This is a genomic window from Klebsiella sp., from assembly GCF_027492335.1.
GTDB lineage: Bacteria > Pseudomonadota > Gammaproteobacteria > Enterobacterales > Enterobacteriaceae > Klebsiella > Klebsiella huaxiensis.
This window is the reverse complement of the sequence record NZ_JAPUEW010000013.1, coordinates 1-25,616: the sequence shown is the minus strand read 5'-3', so window position 1 is coordinate 25,616 and position 25,616 is coordinate 1. Positions and strand designations below refer to the sequence as shown.

Here is a 25,616-nt window from a genome sequence, read left to right as displayed (position 1 = left end):
GCCTGACGCATGGTTTCAACCGTATCCTGCGGGATGCTGTCATCTTTCGCGCCGTAAAGTCCTAAAACCGGGGCGTTCAGATCAACGGCAATGTCCACCGGATGTTTCGGTGAGTTTAATGTTTTCTCACCGACCAGCTTGCCGTACCAGGCAACAGCGGCTTTTAGCTGCGGGTTATGTGCGGCGTACAGCCAGGTGATGCGACCGCCCCAGCAGAAACCGGTAATAAGCAGACGATGGGCATCGCCACCGTGGCGGGAAGCCCAGCTGGCGACGTGATCGAGGTCAGCCAGTACCTGAGAATCCGGCACCTTTTTGACCAACCCCTGAAATAAAGAAGGAATATCGTTGTAATCATTGGGATCGCCCTGGCGGAAGTACAGCTCTGGTGCGATAGCCAGATACCCTTCCTGCGCCAGACGGCGGCAAATATCGCGGATATGTTCATGCACGCCGAATATTTCCTGTACAACGATGACGACCGGTAGCGGACCGTCAACGTTGCCCGGACGGGCATGGAAGGCTGGCATGTTATCCCCCTGAGAAGGGATTGATGTCTCCCCGGAGATGATATTTTCATCTGACGTGTGAACGGCAGTAGAGGCGTGCGGCGTGGCTGCAGGTGCAAAACCGGTTTGCTTAATTGTCGTCATGGTATTCTCCGTACCCTTAATTTATTAGCGCATTAATAACTATAGTTGCTCTGGACAGGACGTTAACAAAACACAGTGCCTGAAACAGGCTATCTTTTGTTCAGTACTCTCCAGATTAACTTATTAATGTGATTTGTATCACTATTGGATGGCAATCTATTGCAATGAATTTCATTCGTGGTGATTGGTGTCACAAAATAGTCTCAGCAGCTTCTGTAAAGTACCGTTTTGCTTCTGCTGATAATTCGACCCACAGAGGAGTTTTTTATGTCTAAGTCTGATGTTTTTCATCTCGGCCTCACCAAGAACGATTTACAAGGGGCTACGCTGGCTATCGTCCCTGGCGATCCGGAGCGTGTGGAAAAGATCGCCGCGCTGATGGATAAGCCGGTCAAACTGGCATCTCATCGCGAATTCACCACTTGGCGTGCTGAACTGGATGGTAAAGCAGTGATTGTCTGCTCTACCGGTATCGGCGGCCCATCTACCTCTATTGCTGTGGAAGAACTGGCCCAATTGGGTATCCGTACCTTCCTGCGTATTGGCACTACCGGCGCTATTCAGCCGCACATTAATGTGGGCGACGTTCTGGTGACCACAGCTTCCGTTCGCCTTGACGGTGCAAGTCTGCACTTCGCGCCAATGGAATTCCCGGCGGTAGCCGATTTCGAATGTACTACCGCGCTGGTTGAAGCAGCGAAATCCATCGGTGCGACCACTCATGTCGGCGTCACTGCCTCTTCCGACACCTTCTATCCGGGCCAGGAGCGTTACGACACCTTCTCTGGCCGCGTGGTGAGTCGCTTTAAAGGTTCGATGGAAGAGTGGCAGTCGATGGGTGTGATGAACTATGAAATGGAATCCGCCACATTGCTGACCATGTGCGCCAGCCAGGGCCTGCGTGCCGGGATGGTTGCCGGTGTTATCGTCAACCGTACCCAGCAGGAAATTCCAAACGCGGAAACCATGAAGCAAACCGAAAGCCATGCGGTGAAAATCGTCGTGGAAGCGGCGCGCCGCCTGCTGTAATAAAAAAGCCCCGGCAATCTTTGCCGGGGCTTCAGTTTTACCCCGGGTTAGTATCCGGGGATTCCATCATACCTGCGTCTGTAAATTCTTACGAAATGCCCAAAGCCCCCGAACGACCGGAGTCAGTAACGTTATCGTTGCGAGAGTAAGTAATGCCAGCGTTATTGGACGAGTGTAGAGAAAATCCCAGCTTCCGGCAGAAAGGGACAACGCGCGACGAAGATTGCTTTCCGCCATGGGGCCCATAATCAGCGCCAGAACGACCGGAGACGCTGGATATCCCCCTCTTTGCATAAAGTAGCCCACTACGCCAGCGATCAGCATAATCCCGACATCGAACAGGCTGTTATTCAGCGCATAGGTACCGACTACGCAAAGCGCGAGGATTAGCGGCGTCAGAATATGGGTTGGTATTTTGACCACATTGCTGACCACCTTCAGGGACAGAAGACCCAAAATCAGTAGCATGAAGTAGCAAAAGATCATGCCGATAAACAGCGTGTACACCATATCGCCGTGCTCAGTGAACATCAGCGGCCCCGGCTGCATACCTTGTAACGTTAGCGCACCAAGCATAATGGCGGTAACCGCATCCCCCGGAATCCCAAGCGTCAGCATCGGCAGCAGCGCGCCGCCGGTACAGCCGTTAGCACCTGCTTCACAGGAGGAGACGGCTGTAATTTCACCTTTGCCGAAGTTTTCCGGCGTTTTGCTAAAGCGCTTGGTTTCGTTGTAGGCAACGAAAGCGGCAATATCGGCTCCGGCTCCAGGGATCATGCCAATGAAAATGCCCAATCCGGCAGAGTGGAGAATCGTCACCAGCAGTCGCCGTATAACCTTCCAGGGAAGCAGAAGGCTGCCAATAACCACTTTTGCGCCATGGCGAACCGCATTGTCTTTTTCCAGCGTCTTAAACGCTTCGGAGGCGGCAAACAGGCCAATCATCACAGGGATAAAGGGCACATTCATCAGTTCGACAAAACCGCCGGTAAAGCGAGGAAAACCGCCCATAGGATCGAGGCCGATGGTCGCAATAAGCAAACCGCCGATGCCGGAGATTAGCCCCTTAATTAGCGACTTACCGGATATGCTGGCGATAATGCTCAGGCCAAATATGGCCAGGGCGAAGGACTCGGAGGCGCTGAATTTTAATGCCCATCCGGCGAGAATCGGGGCCAGAAACATCAGTACGACAATACTCAATATGCCGCCAGCGAAGGAAGAGAACGTCGCTGCGCTTAGCGCCATCCCGGCTTTCCCTTGTCGGGTGAGTTCGTAGCCGTCGATTGCCGTTGCCGCCGCCGCCGGGGTTCCGGGGATTTTTAACAATATCGCGGTTATTGACCCGCCGTAGACGCCGCCGAAAAAGACCCCGCAAATCATTAATAAACCTGATACGGGATCCATACCGTAAGTGAAGGGGAGCAATATCGCGACGCCCATGGTGGCGGTCAGGCCCGGTAATGCGCCAATCATAATGCCCAGCATCACGCCGAATGAGGCTAACACCAACGCCATCGGGTTGGAGAGTAAATGCGTTAAGCCTTGAAACAACAGTTCGCTACTAAACATATCAGGCCCCGACTATTCAAATAAAGAACCCGCTGGCAGCGGTACCTGCAGCGCCATTGAAAACAGCAGCCACAGAATCAACGTGATAGCGATGGCGAGCAGCAGCGTCAGCCATAGCCGTTTCCGCTGCATAATTACCATCAGCGCCGTTAAGAAAAGCGGCGTTGCAATGAGATAGCCCACGAAGCTTAACAGTACGATGTATCCCGCGACGATACCGACTCCTGCCGCAACGCGACCATAGTGGGAGGGCTCGTGGTGAACATCGTCGGCGTGGTTTGTTAGCCAGTCGCTTGCCACTAACAGGACGGCCAGCACTATGAGCGCGCCTGCATAAAACCGGGGAAAGGCGCCAGCGCCAATATCCGTCTCGATCGCCGTAGCCGGGAAATTGTGCGCAGTCACGATGACCGCGCACGCAATCACGCACAGTAAAACTCCCACGCTCATCACGACCGGGGAGAGACGGCGATGCGGTACGGTTAAAGAGGGCGATTCAGCTTTTATCGACATAACCGTACCTGCCCGTTATTTTTTCAGACCGAGTTTGCTCAACAGCTCGGCAAAATAAGCCTGCTGCTCGTTAATCTGCTGCTGGAAAGCAGCACCTTCAAGCCAGGCATAGTTTAGATTTAGTTTATTCAGGGCATCCTGAAAAGCAGGCTCTTCAGCCGTGGCTTTGGCCGCAACAGACAAGGTGTCCACGATATCCTGCGGGGTGTTTTTCGGTACGATCAGGCCACGCCAGGTACCGATGGAGAGATCGATACCTTGCTCTTTTAGCGTGGGAACATCAGGAATGCTCTTCATGCGTTCATCCGTCATGATCGCCAGTATTTTCAGCTTGCCGCCATTAACATGGTTGATGACCTCCCCTGGGCTAACAGCAACCGCTTCAATGTGATGGCCCAGCAGACCAGTTACTGCGGGCGCGGCGCCATCGTAAGGAACGTGGGTAAACTTCACGTCGGCTTTGTCTTCCAGAGCCGCCGCGGCCAGGTGCCAGATAGCACCGGTACCGGAGTTGCCGATACGCACTTTACCGGGGTTTTCTTTGGCCCACTTAAGGAATTCATCAATGGTATTCCACGGCGCATCGGCGCTGACGGTGATAGCCGCCGGGTCAGCGTTCAGACGAGCGATGGGTTTAAAACTGTCGGTTTTGAAACTGACCATTCCAAGGCTGGGGAGGGTAGTCAGCTCGACGGTACCAAGTCCGATTTTATAGCCGTTAGGCCGGGCTGTAGCGATTTCGGTAAAGCCGATAGCGCCGCTGCCGCCGGGCTTGTTAATGACTCCGATGCTAACGGGAAAATGTGCTTTTGCGGCGTCGGCGAAGGCACGGGCGACCAGGTCGGTACCGCCACCGGCGGAATAAGGCACAACAAGATCGATTTGTTTGGTGGGATATTTAGCCGCTTGCGCAGGTAATGCGCTTAGCAGCGTTCCGGCAACGAGAACTGCAGAGAGATATTGTAATGGCCTGGTAAGATGTCTAATCATAGTAATCCCTTATTATTGTTTATACTCGTCGTCTTTCAAGCTGCGGGTGCGTTGGTTGCGTTCGTTCACCCGAATCACTTACTGGAGATAGAAATATCGGTACATTTAACGTACGCGTTGTTGCCAGGCTGAGATAAACTCACTGGCGGCCTGACGAACCTCTTTTACGCTATCGCCTGGCTTATAAAGCGCCCCACCCAGACCAAATCCATCCGCGCCTGCGCTGAGGTAATCTTGCATTTTTTCCGGCGTGATGCCGCCAACCGGGAGAAGGGGAATGTGGGGCGGTACGACGGCTCTCCAGGCTTTAATAACCGCGGGCGTTATCTGCTCTGCCGGGAACACTTTGACCGCATCCGCACCGTGTTCTATAGCGGCAAAGGCCTCCGTCAACGTAGCGGCTCCAGGGGTGCAAAGCAGACCTGCATTTTTAGCGGCAGCAATTACCGCGCAGTCGCTATGGGGCATCACAATCAGCTGACCCCCGGCTTGTTTAACCCGCTCAACCTGCCGGAAGGTCATCACCGTTCCGGCACCAATTACGCAATCTTCCGGCAAGGTTTGGCGTAACAGTTGAATGCTGTCATAGGGCGTAGGGGAGTTGAGTGGAACTTCAATAAGACGAAAACCTTCTTCATACAGCACGAAGCCAGCCTCTTTCGCTTCTGTGGTTTTGATTCCGCGCAGAATGGCGATAAGACCATGTTCTTTAATGCAATTATTCAAATCCATCTGTGTCTCTCCGTTATGCGTCGTGGATAAGCCTGGCGCGTAAAGCGATTTGCCACAGGCCAGCCACGGTGGCCTGTGCGATAAACTGAATTGGGCGATCCGCTATCGTCTGACGGAAGGCGCGCTGATAACGTTCACACAGGGTTGGGTTGCCGGTGAGCACGATCGGTGTGTTCAGGCGTCGTTCCTCATCAGCCAGTAGAGTCTGGCGCAAGCCAGCAAGCTCATGGCCGATAACCAGTCCGGAAAGATAGTCAGACTGCTGTCGGCTTGAGATTTGTCCGGCCAGCAGTTTGGTACGCGTCGAGAAGAGTGTGGAAAGCAGCCCCGCTTCTTTTTGGCGGATAGCCGTCGCGACACCATCATCGAATACCTGCCAGTCTGTATCCTGCGAGGGCTGCATTGTGGCGCCAAGAATGGAGTGGTTTTTCAGGACATCGAAGAGTTCGCCGGTCATAAATGTGCGAAACTCCAGCACGCTGTTTTGCTGAGCCAGCGCCCATTTGGAATGCGTCCCCGGCATGCCGATGATCATTTCGCCGCTATTATCACTCTGGCTGCACAGGATGCCGAAAACTTGCGTTTCTTCACCGCGCATCACTTCCGGATCGTCGCCATATACTGCCAGGCCCGGAATGATTGACAGGCGTATTGAAGGCGATATCTCCAGTGAGCATAGCTGCCCGGCAAAATCCGCCAGGCTGGTGGGGCAGGGTAAATAAGCGGCTTCTTTCCAGCCCTGGGCGCTGCCGACCATCCCACAGGCAATAACGTCCCGGCAGCCGGTGGTCTGTAGCCAGTCGCCGCAGGCCGCTAGAAAGGCCTCCTGGAACGCTGCCAGTCTCCCTCCTTTATTGGCGGGTAACTTCATGATGCCGTAGGGAAGATCTCTGGACTCAAGCTGCTGGCCGTTATCGCCAAGGCGCCAGGCGCGCAGTGAGGTGGTTCCCCAGTCCAGTGCTAATAAACGTGTGTGGTTATCCATGGTGATTGTTCTTACCTCCTTGTTATTGACTGCGGTGTAAAAATGGCGAATCGGTTAGCCTGCCCAACCAAGCTCCGCCGAAATATGGCCCGCGTAGGAGCGTACAAGCGGAATCAGGGCATCCATTCGATCCCGTGACATATAGGTTGCGGTGCTGGCGACCGAGATTGCGGCGATAAGCTGGTTTCGGGCATCGAATATGGGGGCCGCTACGCAGCGAATAGTCGGTTCGTTTTCTTCCAGGTCGAACGCATAGCCTCCCTGGGAGTAACGCTGCATACACGTCAGAAAACGCTGCAGATAGTGTTCGGTGCTCTGGCGCAGGAAGAGAGCCCGCAGATCATCCTGAGAATCATTTATCAACAAGGCTTTGCCGATTCCGGTTAATGCCAGCGGCATCCGGTGGCCCGGACGGGAACGCATTTCCAGTCCCCGCTGGCTGTTAATTTTCTCCAGATACAGCACTTCATCACCTTCACGTACGCCCAGGTGGACCGTGTCTTTAGTGGTATCGGCGAGTTTTTGTAACCATGGACGTGCCAGCGCCGGTAGAGAGATGGTATCCAGAGCTCGTGCGCCCAGTTCAATCAGCCGCGGGCCGAGATCGTAGCCAACATTTGCGGCATAGCGCAGATAGCGCTGTTCCACGAGTGCGGTAGCCAGACGATGCGCCGTGCTTTTTGGTGTAGCGGTGAATTCGCTAATGGATTTTAAGTCTCTGTGCCCCGTTGCCACGGCATCAATCACTGCTAATCCACGAAGCAGCGTTTGCGCTCCTGCGATGTGCTGCATCTCTTTTAGCATCCATTAAGCCCTCTTATTTTGTGGTTACTCTGCCTTACCCCAATAGTAATAATGGTGATTTACCGCACAAATTCCCTATTTATAAGATGCCATCCCGATATGTGGGATTTTTTGTTGAATGTTTGCGTAGCCCCTCGCAGGAAAACCCTTTTAAACTGGACGTTTGTACAGCACAATTCTATTTTGTGACGTAAGTGGTTGCTGCTGGGGGCGTTGTGGATATCTCGATAATTATTAGTGCCGTTATGGCGCTGGCCGTGGGGCTTATTGTGGGCTGGTTGGCGACCAAAGCGCATGCCGATCAAATCCGTGCCGATCTCATTGAAGAGCGGCGCGAGCTGGATATTGAGCTGAGCGCGGCGCGTCAGCAACTGGTGCAAGAGTCCCACTGGCGAGAAGAGTGCGAGCTGCTCAATAACGAATTGCGCAGCCTGCGCGATATCAATACGTCGCTGGAGGCCGATCTCCGCGAAGTGACCACCCGCCTTGAATCCACGCAAATGCATGCGGAAGATAAAATTCGCCAGATGGTTAACAGCGAGCAGCGCCTTAGCGAGCAGTTCGAGAATCTGGCAAACCGAATATTCGAACACAGCAACCGACGGGTGGATGAGCAGAATCGCCAGAGTCTGCACGGGCTGCTGACCCCGTTACGTGAGCAACTGGATGGTTTCCGCCGCCAGGTTCAGGATAGCTTCGGTCAGGAGGCGCGGGAGCGTCATACCCTGGCTCATGAAATCCGCAACCTTCAGCAGCTTAATGCGCAAATGGCGCAGGAAGCGCTAAACCTGACGCGCGCGCTGAAGGGTGATAACAAAACTCAGGGCAACTGGGGAGAAGTGGTATTGACCCGCGTGCTGGAAGCTTCCGGGCTGCGGGAGGGCCATGAATACCAAACGCAGGTGAGTATTGAAACCGACAACCGTTCACGGATGCAGCCGGATGTGATCGTGCGTCTTCCGCAGGGCAAAGACGTGGTTATCGATGCCAAGATGACTCTGGTCGCCTATGAACGCTACTTTAATGCCGATGATGATTACACCCGCGAGACGGCGTTACAGGAGCATATTGCTTCCGTACGTAATCATATGCGTCTGCTGGGGCGTAAGGATTATCAACAGCTGCCGGGGCTACGTTCGCTCGACTACGTACTGATGTTTATCCCCGTTGAACCCGCCTTCCTGCTGGCGATTGACCGTCAGCCGGAGCTGATTAGCGAAGCGCTGAAGAACAATATTATGTTGGTTAGCCCGACTACGCTGCTGGTCGCACTGCGTACCATCGCCAACCTGTGGCGCTATGAGCATCAGAGCCGTAACGCGCAGAAAATTGCCGAAAGAGCGGGGCGTCTGTATGACAAAATGCGCCTGTTTGTCGACGATATGTCCGCTATCGGCCAGAGTCTGGATAAAGCCCAGGATAACTACCGCCAGGCGATGAAAAAGCTCGCTTCCGGGCGCGGTAACATGCTGGTTCAGGCAGAATCATTCCGTGACCTGGGCGTGGAAGTCAAACGTGGGATTAATCCTGACTTAGTCGAACAAGCAACCGCGCAGGATGATGAATACCGTCTTGAGGATGAAGGTAACCCACGGGAAGATAACGATTTTTCATCAAATTCTGCAGCTGCTGCAGTGTACGATGGTCACTCTCAGCCGCGTTGAAGCGTATGGGAAGCGCGCTAAACCTGTTACACTCGACGAACATTTTCTTGATAAGCAAGCAGGCATTGAGATGGTTGAGGATTCACAAGAAACGACGCATTTTGGCTTTCAGACTGTCGCCAAAGAACAGAAAGCTGACATGGTGGCGCATGTATTTCATTCTGTAGCCGCAAAATATGATGTGATGAACGATTTGATGTCGTTCGGTATTCATCGTTTGTGGAAGCGTTTCACCATCGATTGCAGCGGCGTCCGTCGTGGGCAGACTGTGCTGGATCTGGCCGGCGGTACCGGCGACCTGACGGCGAAATTCTCTCGCCTGGTGGGCGAAACCGGCCGCGTGATGCTGGCGGATATCAATGATTCTATGCTGAAGATGGGCCGCGAAAAGCTGCGTAATATCGGCATTATCGGTAACGTGGAATATGTCCAGGCTAACGCCGAAGCGCTACCTTTTGCAGATAACACCTTTGACTGCATCACCATCTCTTTCGGCCTGCGTAATGTCACCGATAAAGAAAAAGCGCTGCGATCTATGTATCGCGTGCTGAAGCCGGGCGGCCGCCTGCTGGTGCTGGAATTCTCGAAACCCATTATTGAGCCGCTCAGCAAGGCTTATGACGCTTACTCTTTCCATATCCTGCCTCGGGTGGGCGAATTGGTTGCTAAAGACGCCGAAAGCTACCGCTATCTTGCTGAATCTATCCGAATGCACCCCGATCAGGACACTCTGAAAGGCATGATGCAGGACGCAGGTTTCGAAAGCGTCGATTACTACAACCTGACGGCCGGTATCGTTGCGCTGCACCGTGGTTACAAGTTCTGACGGGAGGGACGCTATGCCTTTCAAATCACTGGTTTCCGCCGGTATTGAGACGGTCCTGAATACTTTCCTCTGGCGCGACCAGGCGCTTAAACCCGCCCGGCAGCGGCTGCTGGGGAAAGTGCTGCGTGTCGAGTTGCAAGAACTTTCCGCACCCGTGGTGCTGGTTTTTAGCGAGCGTCAGGTAGACGTGCTGGGCGCATGGGAAGGCGAAGCCGATTGTACCGTGATTACTCGTCTAAGCGTGCTCCCGCAATTACGTAACCGCCAGCAGCTGACGGCGCTGATTCGCAGCGGCGATCTCGAAGTGCAGGGGGATTTGCAGGTGGTGCAAAATACCGTCACCCTGTGCGATCTGGCTGAATTCGACCCGGCTGAACTATTGGCCCCGTATACTGGCGATATCGTTGCGGAAGGCTTCAGTAAAGTATTACGCGGCGGCACTCGCTTTCTTTTACAGGGCGCTCAGCGCCAGCAGCGTCATGTCGCGGAGGCGATCACCGAAGAGTGGCGCCTGGCACCGGGACCGCTGGAGCTGGCCTGGTTTGTTGAGGAAACCGCTGCTGTGGAACGAGCCCTGGCCGCGCTGGAAAAACGGCTGGAAACGCTGGAGGGCAAATGACGCCAGGAGAACTACGGCGCCTGTATTTCATCATCCGCACCTTTTTGAGCTACGGGCTTGATGAGCTCATTCCCAAAATGCGCATCACGCTGCCGTTGCGAATCTGGCGACGTATGCTGTTCTGGATGCCAAACCGCCACAAAGAAAAACCTCTCGGCGAGCGCTTGCGTCTGGCGTTGCAGGAGCTGGGACCAGTGTGGATTAAGTTTGGTCAGATGCTCTCAACTCGTCGCGACCTGTTTCCGCCGCAAATCGCCGATCAGCTTGCTATGTTGCAGGATCGCGTCGCGCCGTTTGACGGCCTGCAGGCCAAAAAGCAAATTGAGCAAGCGATGGGTGGCCTGCCGGTGGAGGCCTGGTTTGACGATTTCTCCATCGAGCCGCTGGCTTCTGCCTCTATCGCCCAGGTACACACTGCGCGCCTGAAAGAGAATGGCAAAGAGGTAGTCATCAAGGTGATCCGCCCGGATATTGTGCCGGTTATCAAAGCGGATATGAAACTCATCTATCGCCTCGCGCGCTGGGTGCCGCGTCTGCTGCCGGATGGTCGTCGTCTGCGCCCACAGGAAGTGGTTCGCGAATACGAGAAAACGCTGCTGGATGAACTCAACCTGCTGCGTGAATCGGCCAACGCCATTCAATTGCGTCGCAACTTTGAAGACAGCCCGATGCTCTATGTCCCTGAGGTTTATTCAGACTACTGCAGCGAAGGCATGATGGTGATGGAGCGGATTTACGGCATCCCGGTTTCCGATGTCGTTGCTCTGGAAGCGCAAAATACCAACATGAAGCTGCTGGCCGAGCGCGGCGTGCAGGTCTTTTTCACCCAGGTCTTCCGCGACAGCTTCTTTCATGCTGACATGCATCCGGGCAATATTTTTGTCAGCCGTAACCATCCAGAGGACCCGCAGTATATTGGCATTGACTGCGGTATTGTCGGCTCGCTGAACAAAGAAGATAAGCGTTATCTGGCGGAAAACTTCATTGCTTTTTTCAACCGCGATTACCGCAAAGTTGCGGAGCTGCACGTTGATTCTGGCTGGGTTCCCCCGGATACCAACGTTGAAGAGTTTGAATTCGCTATCCGCACCGTTTGCGAGCCTATTTTTGAAAAGCCGCTGGCGGAAATCTCGTTTGGGCATGTCTTGCTGAACCTGTTTAATACCGCGCGACGCTTCAATATGGAAGTGCAACCGCAGCTGGTTCTGCTGCAGAAGACATTACTTTACGTAGAAGGTGTAGGCCGCCAGCTCTATCCTCAGTTAGACTTGTGGAAAACGGCGAAACCGTTCCTGGAGTCGTGGATTAAGGATCAGGTTGGCATTCCGGCGCTGGTGCGCGCGTTTAAAGAAAAAGCGCCGTTCTGGATTGAGAGAATGCCGGAAATACCTGAGCTGGTGTACCAGAGCTTGCAACAAAGCAAGCAGTTGCAGAATAGCGTTGATACCATCGTACGCGACATCCAGGTGCGACACGTGCGCCAGGGTCAGTCCCGTTATCTGTTTGGTATAGGTGCGGTTTTATTACTGAGTGGTACGCTGTTATTCATCCACCGCCCTGAGTGGGGCATGATGCCCGGCTGGCTGATGGCCGCTGGCGTTGTAACCTGGCTTATCGGCTGGCGAAAGACGAACTGACGGCAGTCGCCTTTATCGCTGCGCATAACGTGTATACATAAATAATTCAAGTTTCAGAAAGGCGGCAAGTGAGCGCATCCCGATGAGCTTACTTTGGTAAGTGATTCGGGTAAACGAGCGCAGCCAACGCATATGCAACTTGAAGTATGACTGTATATAATGCGTCCTAATAATTCATCATCTGTCATAGGGGAATGTGTATGGGTGGTATCAGTATTTGGCAGTTACTCATTGTTGTCGTCATCGTGGTTCTGCTTTTCGGGACAAAAAAGCTGAGCTCGCTCGGTTCGGATTTAGGCGCATCGATCAAAGGCTTTAAAAAGGCCATGAGCGATGAGGACAAACCCGAGAAATCCGCACCGGATGCAGATTTCGCGGCAAAAACTCTTGCTGACAAGCCGGATGATGCAAAAAAAGACGAGACTAAACGCCACGACAAAGAGCAGGTGTAATTCGTGTTCGATATCGGTTTTAGTGAACTACTGCTGGTGTTCGTCATTGGCCTCATCGTTTTGGGGCCACAGCGACTACCGGTAGCGGTAAAAACGGTAGTCAGCTGGATCCGTACGCTGCGGTCGCTTGCGGCTACCGTACAAAATGAAATAACCCAGGAATTAAAGCTGCAGGAGTTCCAGGAAAGCCTGAAGAAAGTGGAAAAGGCCAGCCTGGATAATCTGACCCCTGAGCTAAAGGCATCGATGGACGAACTGCGCGAAGCGGCTGAATCCATGAAGCGCTCCTACACCGCCAACGATCCTGAAAAAGCCAGCGACGAAGCCAACACGATTCATAACCCGGTCGTGAAGGGGAGTGAAGAGCAGCGTAAAGACGTGACGCCGGCGACGGCTGAACATCAGGCCAGCGCGCCAGAGCACGTCCCTGAAAACGTGGCGGAAGAGCCCCTCACTTCGCAGACTGAAATCCCGGCAGCGAAAGAAAAAGTTGCCGCGCCAGCTTCCGATTCCTCCTCCCCTGCATCGAGTGATAAACAGTAAAAATGGGCGTAGACGATACTCAACCGCTAATCACGCATCTGATTGAGCTGCGTAAACGCTTGATCAATAGCATTCTTGCGATTCTGGTTATTTTCCTGGCGTTGGTTTATTTCGCCAACGATATCTACCAGCTGGTTTCCGCGCCGCTTATTCGGCAGATGCCGGTAGGCGCGACGATGATTGCGACGGACGTGGCCTCGCCTTTCTTCACCCCGATCAAGCTGACCTTTATGGTGTCGATTATTTTGTCGGTGCCGGTTATTTTGTACCAGGTCTGGGCCTTTGTGGCGCCAGCGCTGTATAAGCATGAACGTCGGCTGGTCATGCCGCTGCTGGTCTCCAGCACGCTGCTGTTTTACATCGGTATGGCCTTTGCTTACTTTGTTGTGTTCCCGCTGGCGTTTGGTTTCCTGACGCACGCAGCGCCGGAAGGGGTACAGGTATCAACCGATATCCGTAGCTATCTCGATTTTGTCATGGCGCTCTTTATCGCCTTCGGCGTCTCATTCGAGGTGCCGGTAGCCATTGTTCTGCTGTGCTGGATGGGGGTAACCACCCCGGATGACCTGCGTAAGAAAAGGCCCTATGTACTGGTTGGCGCATTCGTGGTTGGGATGCTGCTGACGCCGCCGGATGTGTTCTCACAAACTCTGCTGGCGATCCCGATGTACTGCCTGTTTGAAGTCGGGGTCTTCTTCGCGCGGTTCTATACCGGCAAACGCCTGACGCGTGACGAGGATGCCGCCGCCGAAGAGGCGCAGGGCAAAGAAGAATAAACACCAACCGCCCGTCAGGGCGGTTGTCATATGGGAGTGAAGATGTTTGATATCGGTGTAAACCTGACCAGCTCGCAGTTTTCCCGCGATCGTGATGAGGTTGTTTCTCGCGCACAGGCGGCAGGTGTTACTGGCATGCTGCTGACGGGAACGAACCTGCATGAAAGCGAGCAGGCGCAGCAGATGGCACGCCGCTACTCTGGCTGCTGGTCAACCGCCGGGGTTCATCCACACGACAGTAGCACCTGGACGGAATCCGTCGCGGCGGCAGTCTTTGCGTTGGCCCGCGAGCAGGAAGTCGTCGCGATTGGTGAATGCGGACTGGATTTTAACCGTAACTTTTCGACGCCGCAGGAGCAGGAAGCGGCGTTTAGCGCTCAACTGGCGCTGGCGGCGGAGCTGTCGATGCCGGTGTTTTTGCACTGCCGCGATGCGCATGAGCGCTTCCTGACCCTGCTGACGCCCTGGCTCGATAAGTTACCGGGGGCAGTGGTGCATTGCTTTACCGGTACGCGCGAAGAGATGCGTGAATGTGTGAATCGCGGTTTATCCATTGGTATCACCGGCTGGGTGTGCGATGAGCGTCGAGGGCTGGCGCTGCGGGAATTGCTGGGCGATATCCCGGTAGATCGCCTGCTGATTGAGACCGATGCGCCTTATCTACTGCCGCGCGATATGCGCCCGAAACCCTCTTCCCGCCGTAATGAACCTGCTTATCTACCGCATATTTTGGCGAGTATCGCAGGGTGGCGTGGGGAAGACGCGAAGTGGCTGGAAGAAGTCACCGATGCTAACGTCAGAAGACTCTTTGGCGTGCGCATTTGAGTGCGTCGTCAGATTTTATAAAAGTCCGTATTTTTGACGCTCTGCAATACCTGCTTGTTAAGCAGATTTAGCAGCAGCATAGAACGGGCTTCTCCGTCCGGCTCGGTAAAGATTGCCTGTAGACCTTCAAAGGCACCGTCAGTAATCAGTACGTTATCGCCTTCATGGGGCGTTTCCGGATCGGTAATGCCTTCCGGCTTGTAGATGGAGAGCTGATGAATGACGGCGGACGGCACGATAGCGGGCAGTGCGCCAAAACGCACAAAGCTGTTCACACCGCGAGTCGCGTTGATGGTGGTGGTATGAATAATTTCTGGATCAAACTCGATAAACAGATAGTTTGGGAACAGGGGTTCGCTGACCGTCGTGCGTTTACCGCGGACAATTTTTTCCAGTTCGATCGTTGGCATCAGGCAATTGACGGCCTGCCGTTCGAGATGTTCCTGGGCGCGTTCAAGCTGCCCACGTTTGCAATAAAGTAAATACCAGGCTTGCATAATGACTCTTTCCACAGCTACTGGCAGCAAGCATAACAAAAGCCCGATGCGATCGCGAAATCATTGCGGATGAAAACGAAATTTCAGCGTTCTTTCACGCTAATTTAACAAAAATACAGCATCGCTCTGATGAACACCGTATAATCAGCCGCCTGTATAGAGGTCAATAACAACTCCATGAAATACCACGATCTACGCGATTTTCTGACATTACTGGAGCAGCAGGGAGAATTGAAACGGATCTCCCTGCCGGTCGATCCTCACCTGGAAATTACCGAAATTGCCGATCGCACTTTGCGTGCTGGCGGTCCTGCCCTGCTGTTTGAAAACCCGAAAGGCTACTCCATGCCGGTGTTGTGCAACTTGTTCGGCACGCCGAAACGCGTTGCGCTGGGGATGGGGCAGGAGGATGTCAGCTCGCTACGGGAAGTGGGTAAACTTCTGGCTTTCCTGAAAGAGCCGGAACCGCCAAAAGGCTTTCGCGATCTGTTCGATAAGTTGCCGCAGTTCAAACAGGTTCTGAACATGCCGACTAAGCGCCTGCGCGGCGCGCCATGTCAGCAGAAAATCATCCAGGGCGATGATGTAGACCTGACCCGAATCCCGATCATGACCTGCTGGCCAGAAGATGCCGCACCGCTTATTACCTGGGGGCTCACGGTCACTCGTGGTCCGCATAAAGAGCGGCAAAATCTGGGGATTTATCGCCAGCAGCTGATTGGCAAGAACAAGCTGATTATGCGTTGGTTATCGCATCGCGGCGGCGCGCTGGATTTTCAGGAGTGGTGCGCGGCGCATCCAGGAGAGCGTTTCCCGGTATCCGTGGCGCTGGGCGCTGACCCGGCGACCATTCTCGGTGCGGTGACGCCCGTTCCGGATACCCTTTCTGAGTATGCGTTTGCGGGCCTGCTACGCGGAACAAAAACTGAAGTCGTGAAGTGCGTTTCTAACGACCTGGAAGTGCCGGCCAGCGCTGAGATCGTGCTGGAAGGTTATATCGAAGCCGGAGAGTTGGCACCCGAAGGTCCGTACGGCGATCATACTGGTTACTACAATGAAGTGGATAGCTTCCCGGTGTTTACGGTCACACATATCACCCAGCGGGAAGATGCGATTTATCACTCCACCTACACCGGACGCCCGCCGGATGAACCGGCAGTATTGGGCGTCGCGCTGAACGAAGTCTTCGTGCCGATTCTGCAAAAACAGTTTCCTGAAATTGTCGATTTTTACCTGCCGCCGGAAGGGTGTTCCTATCGCCTGGCGGTGGTCACCATGAAGAAACAGTACGCTGGTCACGCTAAGCGCGTGATGATGGGCGTCTGGTCGTTCTTGCGGCAGTTCATGTACACCAAGTTCGTGATTGTTTGCGATGACGATGTTAACGCGCGCGACTGGAATGACGTGATTTGGGCGATTACTACCCGTATGGACCCGGCGCGTGATACGGTATTGGTAGAAAACACGCCAATTGATTACCTGGACTTTGCCTCACCGGTTTCCGGTTTGGGTTCAAAAATGGGGCTGGATGCCACAAATAAATGGCCTGGTGAGACCCAACGCGAGTGGGGTCGTCCCATTAAGAAAGATCCCGAGGTGACGGCACGTATTGACGCCATCTGGGATGAACTGGCCATCTTCAAATAACAGTAAGCGGGGCTAACGCCGCTGTTTTGCACAATAGACCCGACAGAGGGGACGCATGACAACCTTAAGCTGTAAAGTGACCTCGGTGGAGGCGATTACCGATACCGTGTATCGCGTTCGATTAGTGCCGGAAGCGGCGTTTTCCTTCCGCGCTGGGCAGTATCTGATGGTCGTGATGGACGAACGCGATAAGCGCCCATTCTCCATGGCTTCTACGCCATCGGAACAGGAGTTTATCGAGCTGCATATTGGCGCATCTGAACTTAACCTGTATGCGATGGCGGTGATGGATCGTATCCTGAAAGAGCGTGAAATCGTGGTTGATATGCCGCATGGTGAAGCCTGGCTGCGCGATGATGAAGAACGCCCGCTGATTCTGATCGCCGGAGGTACTGGCTTCTCTTACGTGCGTTCGATTCTGCTCACCGCGCTGGCGCGCAATCCGAACCGCGATATCGCTATCTACTGGGGTGGACGCGAAGCAAAACATCTCTACGATTTGGCTGAGCTGGAAGCGTTAAGCGTGCAGCATCCTGGTTTGCGGGTGGAGCCCGTTGTTGAACAGCCTGAAGATGAGTGGCGCGGCCGTACCGGAACCGTGCTGACTGCCGTTCTGCAGGATTACGGTACGCTGGGTGAGCATGATATCTATATTGCTGGCCGCTTTGAGATGGCTAAGATTGCCCGCGATCTGTTCTGCAACGAACGGGGCGCCCGCGAAGACCGCCTGTTTGGCGATGCCTTTGCGTTTATCTGATAGCTGACCTAAAAGCATCTGGGCTCTTGGCCCGGATGCTGTTTTACTGGACGTCGCTAAAATAAACGTACAGCGGCCGATCGTTCTCCAGCAAGCAGAGCATTTTCCCGATGGTTTTTCCCTCTTTTTCCAGCGTAGCGTCCAACTGCGTCGCGATATGTTGGCTACCTATCTTCTCATCGTAGCGTTCGGTATTGATATGGGTGATGGCGAGGTTCTTTAGCTGCTCACTTTCCGGGTTTTGCGCCATTTTATTGATTCCCCACGAAAGGCATGTCTGAGCATTATCCTGTTCGCTGGCAATAGCAGCGGTAGAGAATGTAGTGAGCAAAAGAATGAGTGGGAGTTTTTTCATAAGTCGTTATTATCCTTAATAATCGTGACGTTCCTGATGATAATAACTGAATAGTAGAAATAAAAAACCCGCCCCTGACAGGCGGGAAGAACGGCAACGATTAAACCCGCTCAAAGACGGTGGCGATGCCCTGGCCTAAACCAATACACATGGTAGCCAGGCCGAACTGCGCATCTTTGCGCTCCATCTGATTAATTAACGTTGTGCTAATGCGCGCGCCGGAACAGCCGAGCGGATGGCCCAGAGCGATCGCGCCGCCGTTGAGGTTGATCTTCTCATCTATCTGCTCCATCAGCCCCAGATCTTTAATGCACGGCAGGATCTGCGCGGCAAAAGCCTCGTTCATTTCGAAAACGTCGATATCGCTGGTAGAGAGTCCGGCCTTTTTCAGCGCCAGCTTTGAAGCTGGAACCGGGCCATAACCCATGATTGATGGATCACAGCCGACGACAGCCATAGAACGCACTCGTGCGCGCGGTTTCAGGCCCAGCTCGCAAGCACGGCTTTCACTCATTAACAGCATTGCGGCAGCACCATCGGAGAGGGCGGAAGAGGTTCCCGCCGTTACCGTACCCGTGACCGGATCGAACGCGGGCCTCAGCGCAGCCAGCGCCTCTACCGTCGTTTCAGGACGAATAACTTCATCATAATTGTATGACTTCAGCACGCCGTCAGCATCGTGACCACCGGTGGCAATGATTTCCGTCTTGAACGCACCCGACTGCGTGGCGGCCCAGGCGCGAGCGTGGGAGCGGGCGGCGAACTGGTCCTGCATTTCCCGGCTGATGCCGTGCAGACGCGCCAGCATTTCTGCAGTCAGCCCCATCATACCGGCGGCTTTAGCGACGTTACGGCTCAGGCCCGGGTGGAAATCCACGCCATGGCTCATCGGCACGTGGCCCATATGTTCCACGCCGCCAATCAGGCATACGCTGGCGTCACCGGTCATGATCATGCGCGCTGCGTCATGCAGCGCCTGCATCGAAGAACCGCAAAGGCGATTGACCGTGGTGGCCGGTACCGAGTGCGGGATTTCCGCCAGCAACGCCGCGTTGCGGGCAATGTTAAAGCCCTGCTCCAGGGTTTGCTGAACGCAACCCCAGTAAATATCGTCAATTGCGCTTGCCTCAAGCGATGGATTGCGCGCAAGCAAGCTACGCATCAAGTGCGCAGAGAGGTCTTCCGCGCGCACGTGGCGAAAGGCACCGCCCTTCGAACGGCCCATCGGGGTGCGAATTGCATCGACAATGACAACCTGTTCCATTGTGACTCCTTAAGCCGTTTTCAGGTCGCCTACCGGGCGGGCAGGTTCAACCGGGGGATAGTACGCTTCGTTATGGCGTGCTTTACTGCGCAGACCTTCCGGCACGTCATACAGTGGGCCGAGATGCTGATATTGCTGCGCCATATCGAGATATTTTGCGCTGCCGAGCGTATCCAGCCAACGGAATGCGCCGCCGTGGAACGGAGGGAACCCGAGGCCGTAAACCAGCGCCATATCGGCTTCCGCCGGGCTGGCAATGATGCCCTCTTCGAGACAGCGGACCACTTCGTTAACCATCGGGATCATCATGCGGGCGATAATCTCTTCTTCGCTGAAGTCGCGTTTCGGCTGGCTGACGTCTGCCAGCAGGCTATCGACAGCGGCATCCTCTTCCTTCTTCGGCTTGCCTTTACTGTCTTCTTTATAGCGCCAGAAGCCCAGGCCATTTTTCTGACCGAAACGACTCGCGTCGAACAGGGCATCGATTGCGTCGCGGTAATCTTTCTGCATACGCTGCGGGAAGCCTGCCGCCATGACCGCTTGGGCGTGATGCGCGGTATCAATACCGACCACATCCAGCAGATACGCCGGGCCCATCGGCCAGCCGAACTGCTTCTCCATCACTTTGTCGACTTTGCGAAAGTCCGCGCCGTCGCGCAGCAGCTGGCTGAAACCGGCGAAGTAGGGGAACAGCACGCGGTTAACAAAGAAGCCGGGGCAGTCGTTGACCACAATCGGCGTCTTGCCCATCAGGCTTGCCCAGGCAACGACTTTGGCGATGGTTTCGTCCGAGCTTTTCTCGCCGCGAATGATCTCAACCAGCGGCATCCGATGAACCGGGTTAAAGAAGTGCATGCCACAGAAGTTCTCCGGGCGCTTCAGGACGCTGGCCAGTTCGCTAATCGGAATCGTCGAAGTGTTTGACGCCAGGATGGTATCCGGGCGCACTTTATCTTCAGTTTCCGCCAGCACCGCTTTTTTCACTTTCGGGTTCTCAACGACGGCTTCGACCACCACGTCCACGTGCTCAAAACCAGCGTAGTCCAGCGTTGGCTGAATGGTGGAAATAACGCCAGCCATCTTCAGACCGTCGATTTTGCCGCGCTCAAGCTGTTTATTGAGCAGCTTGGCGGCTTCGGTCATACCGAGCGTCAGCGATTTGTCGTTGATATCCTTCATGACAACCGGCACGCCTTTCCAGGCCGACTGGTAAGCGATGCCGCCGCCCATAATACCCGCGCCCAGTACGGCAGCGTGTTTTGGTGTTTCGGTATCTTTGGTGAGCTTCTTCGCTTTTGCTTTAACGTACTGATCGTTGAGGAAGATACCTACCAGCGCCCGCGCCTCGTTGGTATGCGCCAGCGGAACAAAACTCTGATTTTCCAGGTTCAGCGCTTCTTCACGACCAAAGCGGGCGGCAGCTTCAATGGTTTTCACAGCGGTAATCGGGGCTGGATAATGTTTACCAGCGGTTTGTGCGACCATGCCTTTGGCGATGGTAAAACTCATCGTGGCTTCAATTTTACTGAGGTGAAGAGGCTCCAGCTTCGGCTGACGCTTGGCCTTCCAGTCCAGATCACCATTGATGGCCTGACGCAGAATCGCTATCGCGCCATCGATCAATTTCTCATGTTTAACCACACCATCAACCAGGCCGATTTTTAATGCCTGATCGGCACCCACGTCTTTCCCGGCGGCAATGATTTCCAGCGCACTGTCCGCACCAAGCATCCGCGGCATACGCACCGAGCCGCCAAAGCCCGGCATAATGCCGAGCTTCGTTTCCGGCAGACCAATGCGCAGGTCAGGCGTCGCCAGGCGATAATCGGTTGCCAGAACGCATTCGCAGCCGCCGCCCAACGCATAACCGTTAACTGCGGCAATGGTAGGGACCGGCAAATCCTCCAGACGATTGAAGACGCTATTGGCAAAATGCAGCCACTGGCTGAGCTGCTCTTGAGGAACCAGGAACAGTGAAAGGAATTCGGTGATATCCGCGCCGACGATAAAGGCCGCTTTCTCAGATCGCAGCAGCAGTCCTTTAAGATCTTTTTGTGTTTCGAGTACGTCGAGCGCTTGACCGAGGCTGGCTACGGTTGCGGTATCAAGCTTGTTGACCGAACCGGGAGCATCAAAAACCAGTTCGGCAATGCCGTCTTCCCGCCAGTCGAGGTACAGAGTGTCGCCTTTGTAGAGCATGTCAGTCTCCTGAATCCAGCAATATGATCTGGTCGTACCAGATGAGATGGAGTGTGGGATTTATGTTAAAAAATTGCAAATAACTCTTTAAATAAATGCTGGTCCGATCACACCCGGTAGAAATCACCCCGCTTGGGGCCAATGTGCTAAGATGCGAAGAATCACGATCCAATAAAATCAAAGGATAAAAGATGGAATCACTGGCCGGTCTCTATAAAAATCATATCGTTACCCTACAAGAACGTACCCGCGATGTTCTGGCCCGTTTTAAGCTGGATGCGCTGCTGATTCACTCTGGCGAATTGGTTAATGTCTTTCTTGACGATCATCCGTATCCGTTCAAGGTCAACCCACAGTTCAAAGCCTGGGTACCGGTAACGCAAGTCCCTAACTGCTGGCTGCTGGTGGATGGCGTCAACAAACCGAAACTGTGGTTCTATCTGCCGGTTGATTACTGGCACAACGTAGAACCGCTGCCGACCTCATTCTGGACTGAAGAGGTGGAAGTGATTGCTCTGCCGAAAGCTGACAGTATTGGCAGCCAACTGCCCGCAGCCCGCGGCAATATCGGCTATATCGGTCCGGTTCCGGAACGTGCGCTGGGTCTGGAGATTGCGGCGGATAAGATCAACCCGAAAGGCGTTATCGATTATCTGCACTACTATCGCTCCTATAAAACCGATTATGAGCTGGCTTGTATGCGTGAAGCGCAGAAATCGGCGGTTAATGGCCATCGTGCAGCGCATGAAGCATTCCTTTCAGGGATGAGCGAGTTTGATATTAACCTTGCCTATCTGACGGCGACTGGCCATCGTGACACCGACGTGCCATACAGCAATATCGTGGCGTTGAACGAACATGCCTCCGTACTGCATTACACCAAACTGGATCATCGCGCGCCGGCTGAAGCGCGTAGTTTTCTGCTGGATGCTGGTGCGGAATATAATGGTTACGCGGCCGATCTGACGCGTACCTGGGCGGCGCATAGTGATAATGACTATGCTCAACTGGTTAAAGACGTCAATGACGAACAGCTGGCGCTGATTAGCACCATGAAGGCGGGCACCAGCTATGTGGATTATCATATTCAGTTCCATCAGCGTATTGCCAAACTGCTGCGTAAGCATCAGATAGTCAAAGATATGAGCGAAGAGGCGATGGTGGAGAATGACCTGACCGGGCCGTTTATGCCGCACGGCATTGGCCATCCGCTGGGCTTGCAGGTGCATGACGTCGCGGGCTTTATGCAGGATGACACTGGCACCCATTTGGCGGCGCCGTCAAAATATCCCTACCTGCGCTGTACGCGCGTGCTGCAACCAAAAATGGTACTGACCATTGAGCCGGGCATCTACTTTATCGAATCTCTGCTGGCCCCGTGGCGCGAAGGGCAGTTCAGCAAGCACTTCAACTGGCAGAAAATCGACGCGTTGAAGCCGTTTGGCGGGATTCGTATCGAAGACAACGTGGTTATCCACGAGAATAATGTCGAAAACATGACGCGTGACCTGAAACTGGCGTAATGGAAAGTTGGTTGATACCGGCTGCGCCGGTGACCTTTGTTGAAGAGATCAAAAAAAGCCGCTTTATTACGCTGTTGGCGCATACCAACGGCGTAGCGGCGGCAAAGGCATTTGTTGAATCCGTCAGAGTTGAGCACCCGGACGCCCGCCACCATTGCGTGGCGTGGGTAGCCGGGCCGCCGAACGATTCACAACAGTTGGGTTTTTCCGATGATGGCGAACCGGCTGGCACGGCGGGGAAACCGATGCTGGCCCAGCTTATGGGCAGCGGCATTGGGGAGATAACCGCTGTTGTCGTGCGTTACTACGGTGGTATTCTGCTGGGCACCGGCGGCCTGGTGAAAGCTTACGGCGGCGGTGTCCATCAGGCGCTTGTTCAGCTTACAACACAGCGCAAGACGCCGCTGACCGCATATACTTTGCAGTGTGAATATGGGCAGTTGGCCGGGATTGAAACGCTGTTAGCTCAGTTCTCAGGGAAAATTGTCGAAAGCGAATATCAAGCCTCTGTTCAGCTTCGCGTGGCGCTTCCTCAAGCTGAAGTGGCACTATTTTCAGCAAAGCTGGCTGATTTTAGTCGTGGTTCGTTGCAATTACTGAAGATTGACGAATAATCCCCACCTGATTTTTTTGCATACCAAAGGAAGCGCCAGAGATGCATTTTCGCGCGATAACCCGAATCGTTGGACTGCTGGTCATTCTATTTTCGGGAACTATGATCCTCCCGGGATTAGTAGCCTTAATATACCGCGATGGTGCGGGGCGGGCGTTTACCCAGACCTTTTTTGTCGCGCTAGCGATCGGCTCGCTTCTGTGGTGGCCTAACCGTCGTGAAAAGGGCGAACTGAAATCCCGCGAAGGATTTCTGATAGTCGTCCTCTTCTGGACCGTATTGGGCAGCGTGGGTGCGCTGCCATTTATTTTCGCTGAACAGCCGAACCTGACGGTAACGGATGCGTTTTTTGAATCCTTCTCGGGCCTGACAACGACCGGGGCGACTACGCTGGTGGGGCTCGATTCGTTACCCCATGCCATCCTTTTTTATCGTCAGATGCTGCAATGGTTTGGCGGTATGGGAATCATCGTGCTGGCGGTAGCGATACTGCCAATCCTTGGTGTCGGCGGTATGCAGCTATATCGGGCGGAGATGCCTGGACCGTTGAAGGACAACAAGATGCGCCCGCGAATTGCGGAAACGGCGAAAACGCTGTGGCTTATCTATGTCTTGCTGACTGTGGCCTGCGCGCTGGCGCTGTGGTTTGCCGGAATGCCGGCATTTGACGCTATTGGACATAGCTTCGCTACCATCGCAATTGGGGGGTTCTCTACCCATGATGCCAGCGTCGGCTATTTTGACAGCCCGACGATCAACACCATTATTGCAGTCTTTCTGCTGATCTCCGGATGTAACTATGGTCTGCACTTCTCTTTACTCAGTGGCCGCAACCTGAAGGTTTACTGGCGCGATCCGGAATTCCGCATGTTTATCGGGGTGCAGTTGACGCTGGTAGTGATCTGTACCCTGGTACTGTGGCTACATGATGTCTATGCCTCGGCGGTTACCACACTGAACCAGGCCTTCTTCCAGGTGGTGTCGATGGCGACGACTGCAGGTTTCACTACCGACAGCATTGCGCGCTGGCCGTTATTCTTGCCGGTGTTGCTGCTATGTTCGGCTTTTATCGGCGGTTGCGCCGGTTCGACGGGCGGTGGTTTGAAAGTTATTCGTATCCTGCTGCTCTTCAAACAAGGCAACCGTGAGCTTAAACGTCTGGTGCACCCTAATGCGGTATACAGTATTAAGTTGGGTAACCGAGCGCTGCCGGAACGTATTCTGGAAGCCGTCTGGGGATTTTTCTCCGCTTATGCGTTGGTATTCATCATCAGTATGCTGGCGATCATCGCTACTGGCGTGGATGACTTCTCTGCTTTTGCTTCAGTTGTCGCGACGTTAAACAACCTTGGTCCTGGGCTGGGCGTTGTGGCGGATAACTTTGCGACGATGAACCCGGTCGCGAAATGGATATTGATTGCTAACATGCTGTTTGGTCGTCTGGAAGTGTTCACCTTGCTGGTGCTATTTACTCCGACTTTCTGGCGCGAATAACAGGAGTGCCTGTGAAAACTTTGATTCTATTCTCTACCCGCGACGGACAAACGCGTGAAATCGCCTCCTTTCTGGCATCTGAATTAAAAGAGCAAGGAATTGATACGGATACGATTGACCTTAATCGCACCAATGAGATCGACTGGCCTCTTTACGATCGCGTAGTGATTGGTGCATCAATCCGTTATGGTCATTTTCATCCGGCGCTGGAGCGGTTCGTGAAAAAACATCTTCAGGCGCTGCAGGCGCTGCCGGGCGCTTTCTTCTCGGTCAATCTCGTGGCGCGTAAACCAGAGAAGCGAACGCCGCAAACGAACAGTTACACGCGAAAATTTCTGCTTAACTCTCCGTGGCAACCTCAACGTAGCGCTGTATTTGCTGGAGCACTCCGTTACCCACGTTATCGTTGGTATGACCGCTTTATGATTCGTCTTATTATGAAGATGACCGGCGGCGAAACGGATATCAGTAAAGAGGTTGTCTATACCAACTGGCAGCAGGTCACGCTTTTTGCCCGGGAAATCGCGCAAATGACAAGCAAATAGGGTGTTAAAACACCTTGGTGATGGAAAGTTGAGCGAACAAAAGAAAATTTGAAGTTTCCTCTTGTCACGTCGGAATAACTCCCTATAATGCGCCACCACTGA

At 54.0% G+C, this 25,616-nt stretch carries 26 protein-coding genes; 15 read left to right on the top strand and 11 right to left on the bottom strand.

Going from position 1 to position 25,616, the window contains the following annotated elements; genetic code table 11:
• The coding region (locus QVF11_RS06040; RefSeq protein WP_287855679.1) for a dienelactone hydrolase family protein at positions 1-653 on the bottom strand (653 nt) is incomplete at its 3' end.
• A 267-nt stretch (positions 654-920) separates the two neighbouring features.
• Between QVF11_RS06040 and udp the strand changes: the two genes are divergently transcribed.
• Complete coding sequence (gene udp / locus QVF11_RS06035) at positions 921-1,682, top strand: uridine phosphorylase (RefSeq protein ID WP_003828923.1); 762 nt, start codon at positions 921-923, stop codon at positions 1,680-1,682.
• A gap of 66 nt (positions 1,683-1,748) precedes the next feature.
• Here the strand turns inward: udp and QVF11_RS06030 are convergent, their stop codons facing one another.
• The 6 genes from QVF11_RS06030 to QVF11_RS06005 form a co-directional block, all read right to left on the bottom strand.
• Entirely contained in the window at positions 1,749-3,254 is a 1,506-nt protein-coding gene (locus tag QVF11_RS06030) for a tripartite tricarboxylate transporter permease (protein ID WP_287855676.1), read from the bottom strand.
• A 12-nt stretch (positions 3,255-3,266) separates the two neighbouring features.
• A complete protein-coding gene (locus QVF11_RS06025; protein WP_287855674.1) occupies positions 3,267-3,767 on the bottom strand; it encodes a tripartite tricarboxylate transporter TctB family protein in 501 nt (166 codons plus the stop codon).
• 15 nt (positions 3,768-3,782) lie between these two features.
• Complete coding sequence (locus QVF11_RS06020) at positions 3,783-4,757, bottom strand: Bug family tripartite tricarboxylate transporter substrate binding protein (RefSeq protein WP_287855672.1); 975 nt, start codon at positions 4,755-4,757, stop codon at positions 3,783-3,785.
• Positions 4,758-4,862: 105 nt separating this feature from the next.
• Positions 4,863-5,489, bottom strand: a complete 627-nt coding sequence (locus tag QVF11_RS06015) for a 2-dehydro-3-deoxy-6-phosphogalactonate aldolase (RefSeq protein ID WP_287855670.1) — start codon at positions 5,487-5,489, stop codon at positions 4,863-4,865.
• Between the two features lie 13 nt (positions 5,490-5,502).
• A complete protein-coding gene (locus QVF11_RS06010) occupies positions 5,503-6,474 on the bottom strand; it encodes a 2-dehydro-3-deoxygalactonokinase (protein WP_287855668.1) in 972 nt (323 codons plus the stop codon).
• A 54-nt stretch (positions 6,475-6,528) separates the two neighbouring features.
• On the bottom strand, positions 6,529-7,278 hold the full coding sequence (locus tag QVF11_RS06005) for an IclR family transcriptional regulator (RefSeq protein WP_142512654.1): 750 nt from the start codon (positions 7,276-7,278) through the stop codon (positions 6,529-6,531).
• 215 nt (positions 7,279-7,493) lie between these two features.
• On the opposite strand from QVF11_RS06005, the gene rmuC reads away from it, so the two are divergent.
• The 8 genes from rmuC to tatD all read left to right on the top strand — a co-directional run bounded on the left by rmuC (position 7,494) and on the right by tatD (position 14,620).
• Positions 7,494-8,942, top strand: a complete 1,449-nt coding sequence (gene rmuC, locus QVF11_RS06000; protein WP_287855663.1) for a DNA recombination protein RmuC — start codon at positions 7,494-7,496, stop codon at positions 8,940-8,942.
• A gap of 70 nt (positions 8,943-9,012) precedes the next feature.
• Positions 9,013-9,768, top strand: coding sequence for a bifunctional demethylmenaquinone methyltransferase/2-methoxy-6-polyprenyl-1,4-benzoquinol methylase UbiE (ubiE, locus tag QVF11_RS05995; RefSeq protein ID WP_112217115.1), 756 nt, complete (start codon positions 9,013-9,015; stop codon positions 9,766-9,768).
• Between the two features lie 13 nt (positions 9,769-9,781).
• Positions 9,782-10,387 (top strand): ubiquinone biosynthesis protein UbiJ, encoded by a 606-nt coding sequence (ubiJ, locus tag QVF11_RS05990; protein ID WP_287855661.1) that lies wholly within the window; start codon positions 9,782-9,784, stop codon positions 10,385-10,387.
• Complete coding sequence (gene ubiB / locus QVF11_RS05985; RefSeq protein WP_112217101.1) at positions 10,384-12,024, top strand: ubiquinone biosynthesis regulatory protein kinase UbiB; 1,641 nt, start codon at positions 10,384-10,386, stop codon at positions 12,022-12,024. The genes ubiJ and ubiB overlap by 4 nt, the downstream gene beginning before the upstream one ends.
• 200 nt (positions 12,025-12,224) lie before the next feature.
• Positions 12,225-12,476 carry a Sec-independent protein translocase subunit TatA gene (gene tatA, locus QVF11_RS05980; RefSeq protein ID WP_110277488.1) on the top strand — a complete coding sequence of 84 codons (252 nt, stop codon included), beginning with the start codon at positions 12,225-12,227 and terminating at the stop codon, positions 12,474-12,476.
• Between the two features lie 3 nt (positions 12,477-12,479).
• Complete coding sequence (gene tatB / locus QVF11_RS05975; protein WP_112217102.1) at positions 12,480-13,019, top strand: Sec-independent protein translocase protein TatB; 540 nt, start codon at positions 12,480-12,482, stop codon at positions 13,017-13,019.
• A gap of 2 nt (positions 13,020-13,021) precedes the next feature.
• Positions 13,022-13,795 (top strand): Sec-independent protein translocase subunit TatC, encoded by a 774-nt coding sequence (gene tatC / locus QVF11_RS05970; RefSeq protein WP_004097593.1) that lies wholly within the window; start codon positions 13,022-13,024, stop codon positions 13,793-13,795.
• A gap of 30 nt (positions 13,796-13,825) precedes the next feature.
• On the top strand, positions 13,826-14,620 hold the full coding sequence (gene tatD, locus QVF11_RS05965; RefSeq protein WP_287855657.1) for a 3'-5' ssDNA/RNA exonuclease TatD: 795 nt from the start codon (positions 13,826-13,828) through the stop codon (positions 14,618-14,620).
• 8 nt (positions 14,621-14,628) lie between these two features.
• Here tatD and rfaH read toward each other — a convergent pair whose 3' ends face one another.
• Positions 14,629-15,117, bottom strand: a complete 489-nt coding sequence (gene rfaH, locus QVF11_RS05960) for a transcription/translation regulatory transformer protein RfaH (RefSeq protein ID WP_110277484.1) — start codon at positions 15,115-15,117, stop codon at positions 14,629-14,631.
• Between the two features lie 177 nt (positions 15,118-15,294).
• Between rfaH and ubiD the strand changes: the two genes are divergently transcribed.
• Together ubiD and fre are read left to right on the top strand one after the other, a co-directional pair.
• Complete coding sequence (ubiD, locus tag QVF11_RS05955) at positions 15,295-16,764, top strand: 4-hydroxy-3-polyprenylbenzoate decarboxylase (protein ID WP_112217104.1); 1,470 nt, start codon at positions 15,295-15,297, stop codon at positions 16,762-16,764.
• Between the two features lie 55 nt (positions 16,765-16,819).
• Positions 16,820-17,521, top strand: coding sequence for an NAD(P)H-flavin reductase (gene fre / locus QVF11_RS05950; protein ID WP_112217105.1), 702 nt, complete (start codon positions 16,820-16,822; stop codon positions 17,519-17,521).
• A gap of 43 nt (positions 17,522-17,564) precedes the next feature.
• Here fre and QVF11_RS05945 read toward each other — a convergent pair whose 3' ends face one another.
• From QVF11_RS05945 to fadB, 3 genes are all read right to left on the bottom strand, one after another.
• Positions 17,565-17,876 (bottom strand): hypothetical protein, encoded by a 312-nt coding sequence (locus QVF11_RS05945; RefSeq protein ID WP_112217106.1) that lies wholly within the window; start codon positions 17,874-17,876, stop codon positions 17,565-17,567.
• Positions 17,877-17,976: 100 nt separating this feature from the next.
• The gene (gene fadA / locus QVF11_RS05940) at positions 17,977-19,140 is read right to left on the bottom strand and encodes an acetyl-CoA C-acyltransferase FadA (RefSeq protein ID WP_142512651.1); all 1,164 of its coding nucleotides are present in this window, start codon (positions 19,138-19,140) and stop codon (positions 17,977-17,979) included.
• A gap of 9 nt (positions 19,141-19,149) precedes the next feature.
• Positions 19,150-21,339 carry a fatty acid oxidation complex subunit alpha FadB gene (fadB, locus tag QVF11_RS05935; protein WP_287855653.1) on the bottom strand — a complete coding sequence of 730 codons (2,190 nt, stop codon included), beginning with the start codon at positions 21,337-21,339 and terminating at the stop codon, positions 19,150-19,152.
• Positions 21,340-21,530: 191 nt separating this feature from the next.
• Between fadB and pepQ the strand changes: the two genes are divergently transcribed.
• From pepQ to hemG, 4 genes are read left to right on the top strand one after another with little or no spacing between them, the layout of a single operon-like run.
• Entirely contained in the window at positions 21,531-22,862 is a 1,332-nt protein-coding gene (gene pepQ / locus QVF11_RS05930) for a Xaa-Pro dipeptidase (RefSeq protein WP_287855651.1), read from the top strand.
• Positions 22,862-23,476 (top strand): IMPACT family protein, encoded by a 615-nt coding sequence (locus QVF11_RS05925; protein ID WP_112217111.1) that lies wholly within the window; start codon positions 22,862-22,864, stop codon positions 23,474-23,476. Before pepQ ends, QVF11_RS05925 begins: the two co-directional genes overlap by 1 nt.
• A 41-nt stretch (positions 23,477-23,517) precedes the next feature.
• Complete coding sequence (gene trkH / locus QVF11_RS05920; RefSeq protein WP_112217112.1) at positions 23,518-24,969, top strand: Trk system potassium transporter TrkH; 1,452 nt, start codon at positions 23,518-23,520, stop codon at positions 24,967-24,969.
• A gap of 11 nt (positions 24,970-24,980) precedes the next feature.
• Positions 24,981-25,514: a menaquinone-dependent protoporphyrinogen IX dehydrogenase gene (gene hemG, locus QVF11_RS05915; protein ID WP_112217113.1), complete on the top strand. Its 534-nt coding sequence runs from the start codon at positions 24,981-24,983 to the stop codon at positions 25,512-25,514.
• The last annotated feature ends 102 nt before the right edge of the window (positions 25,515-25,616 follow it).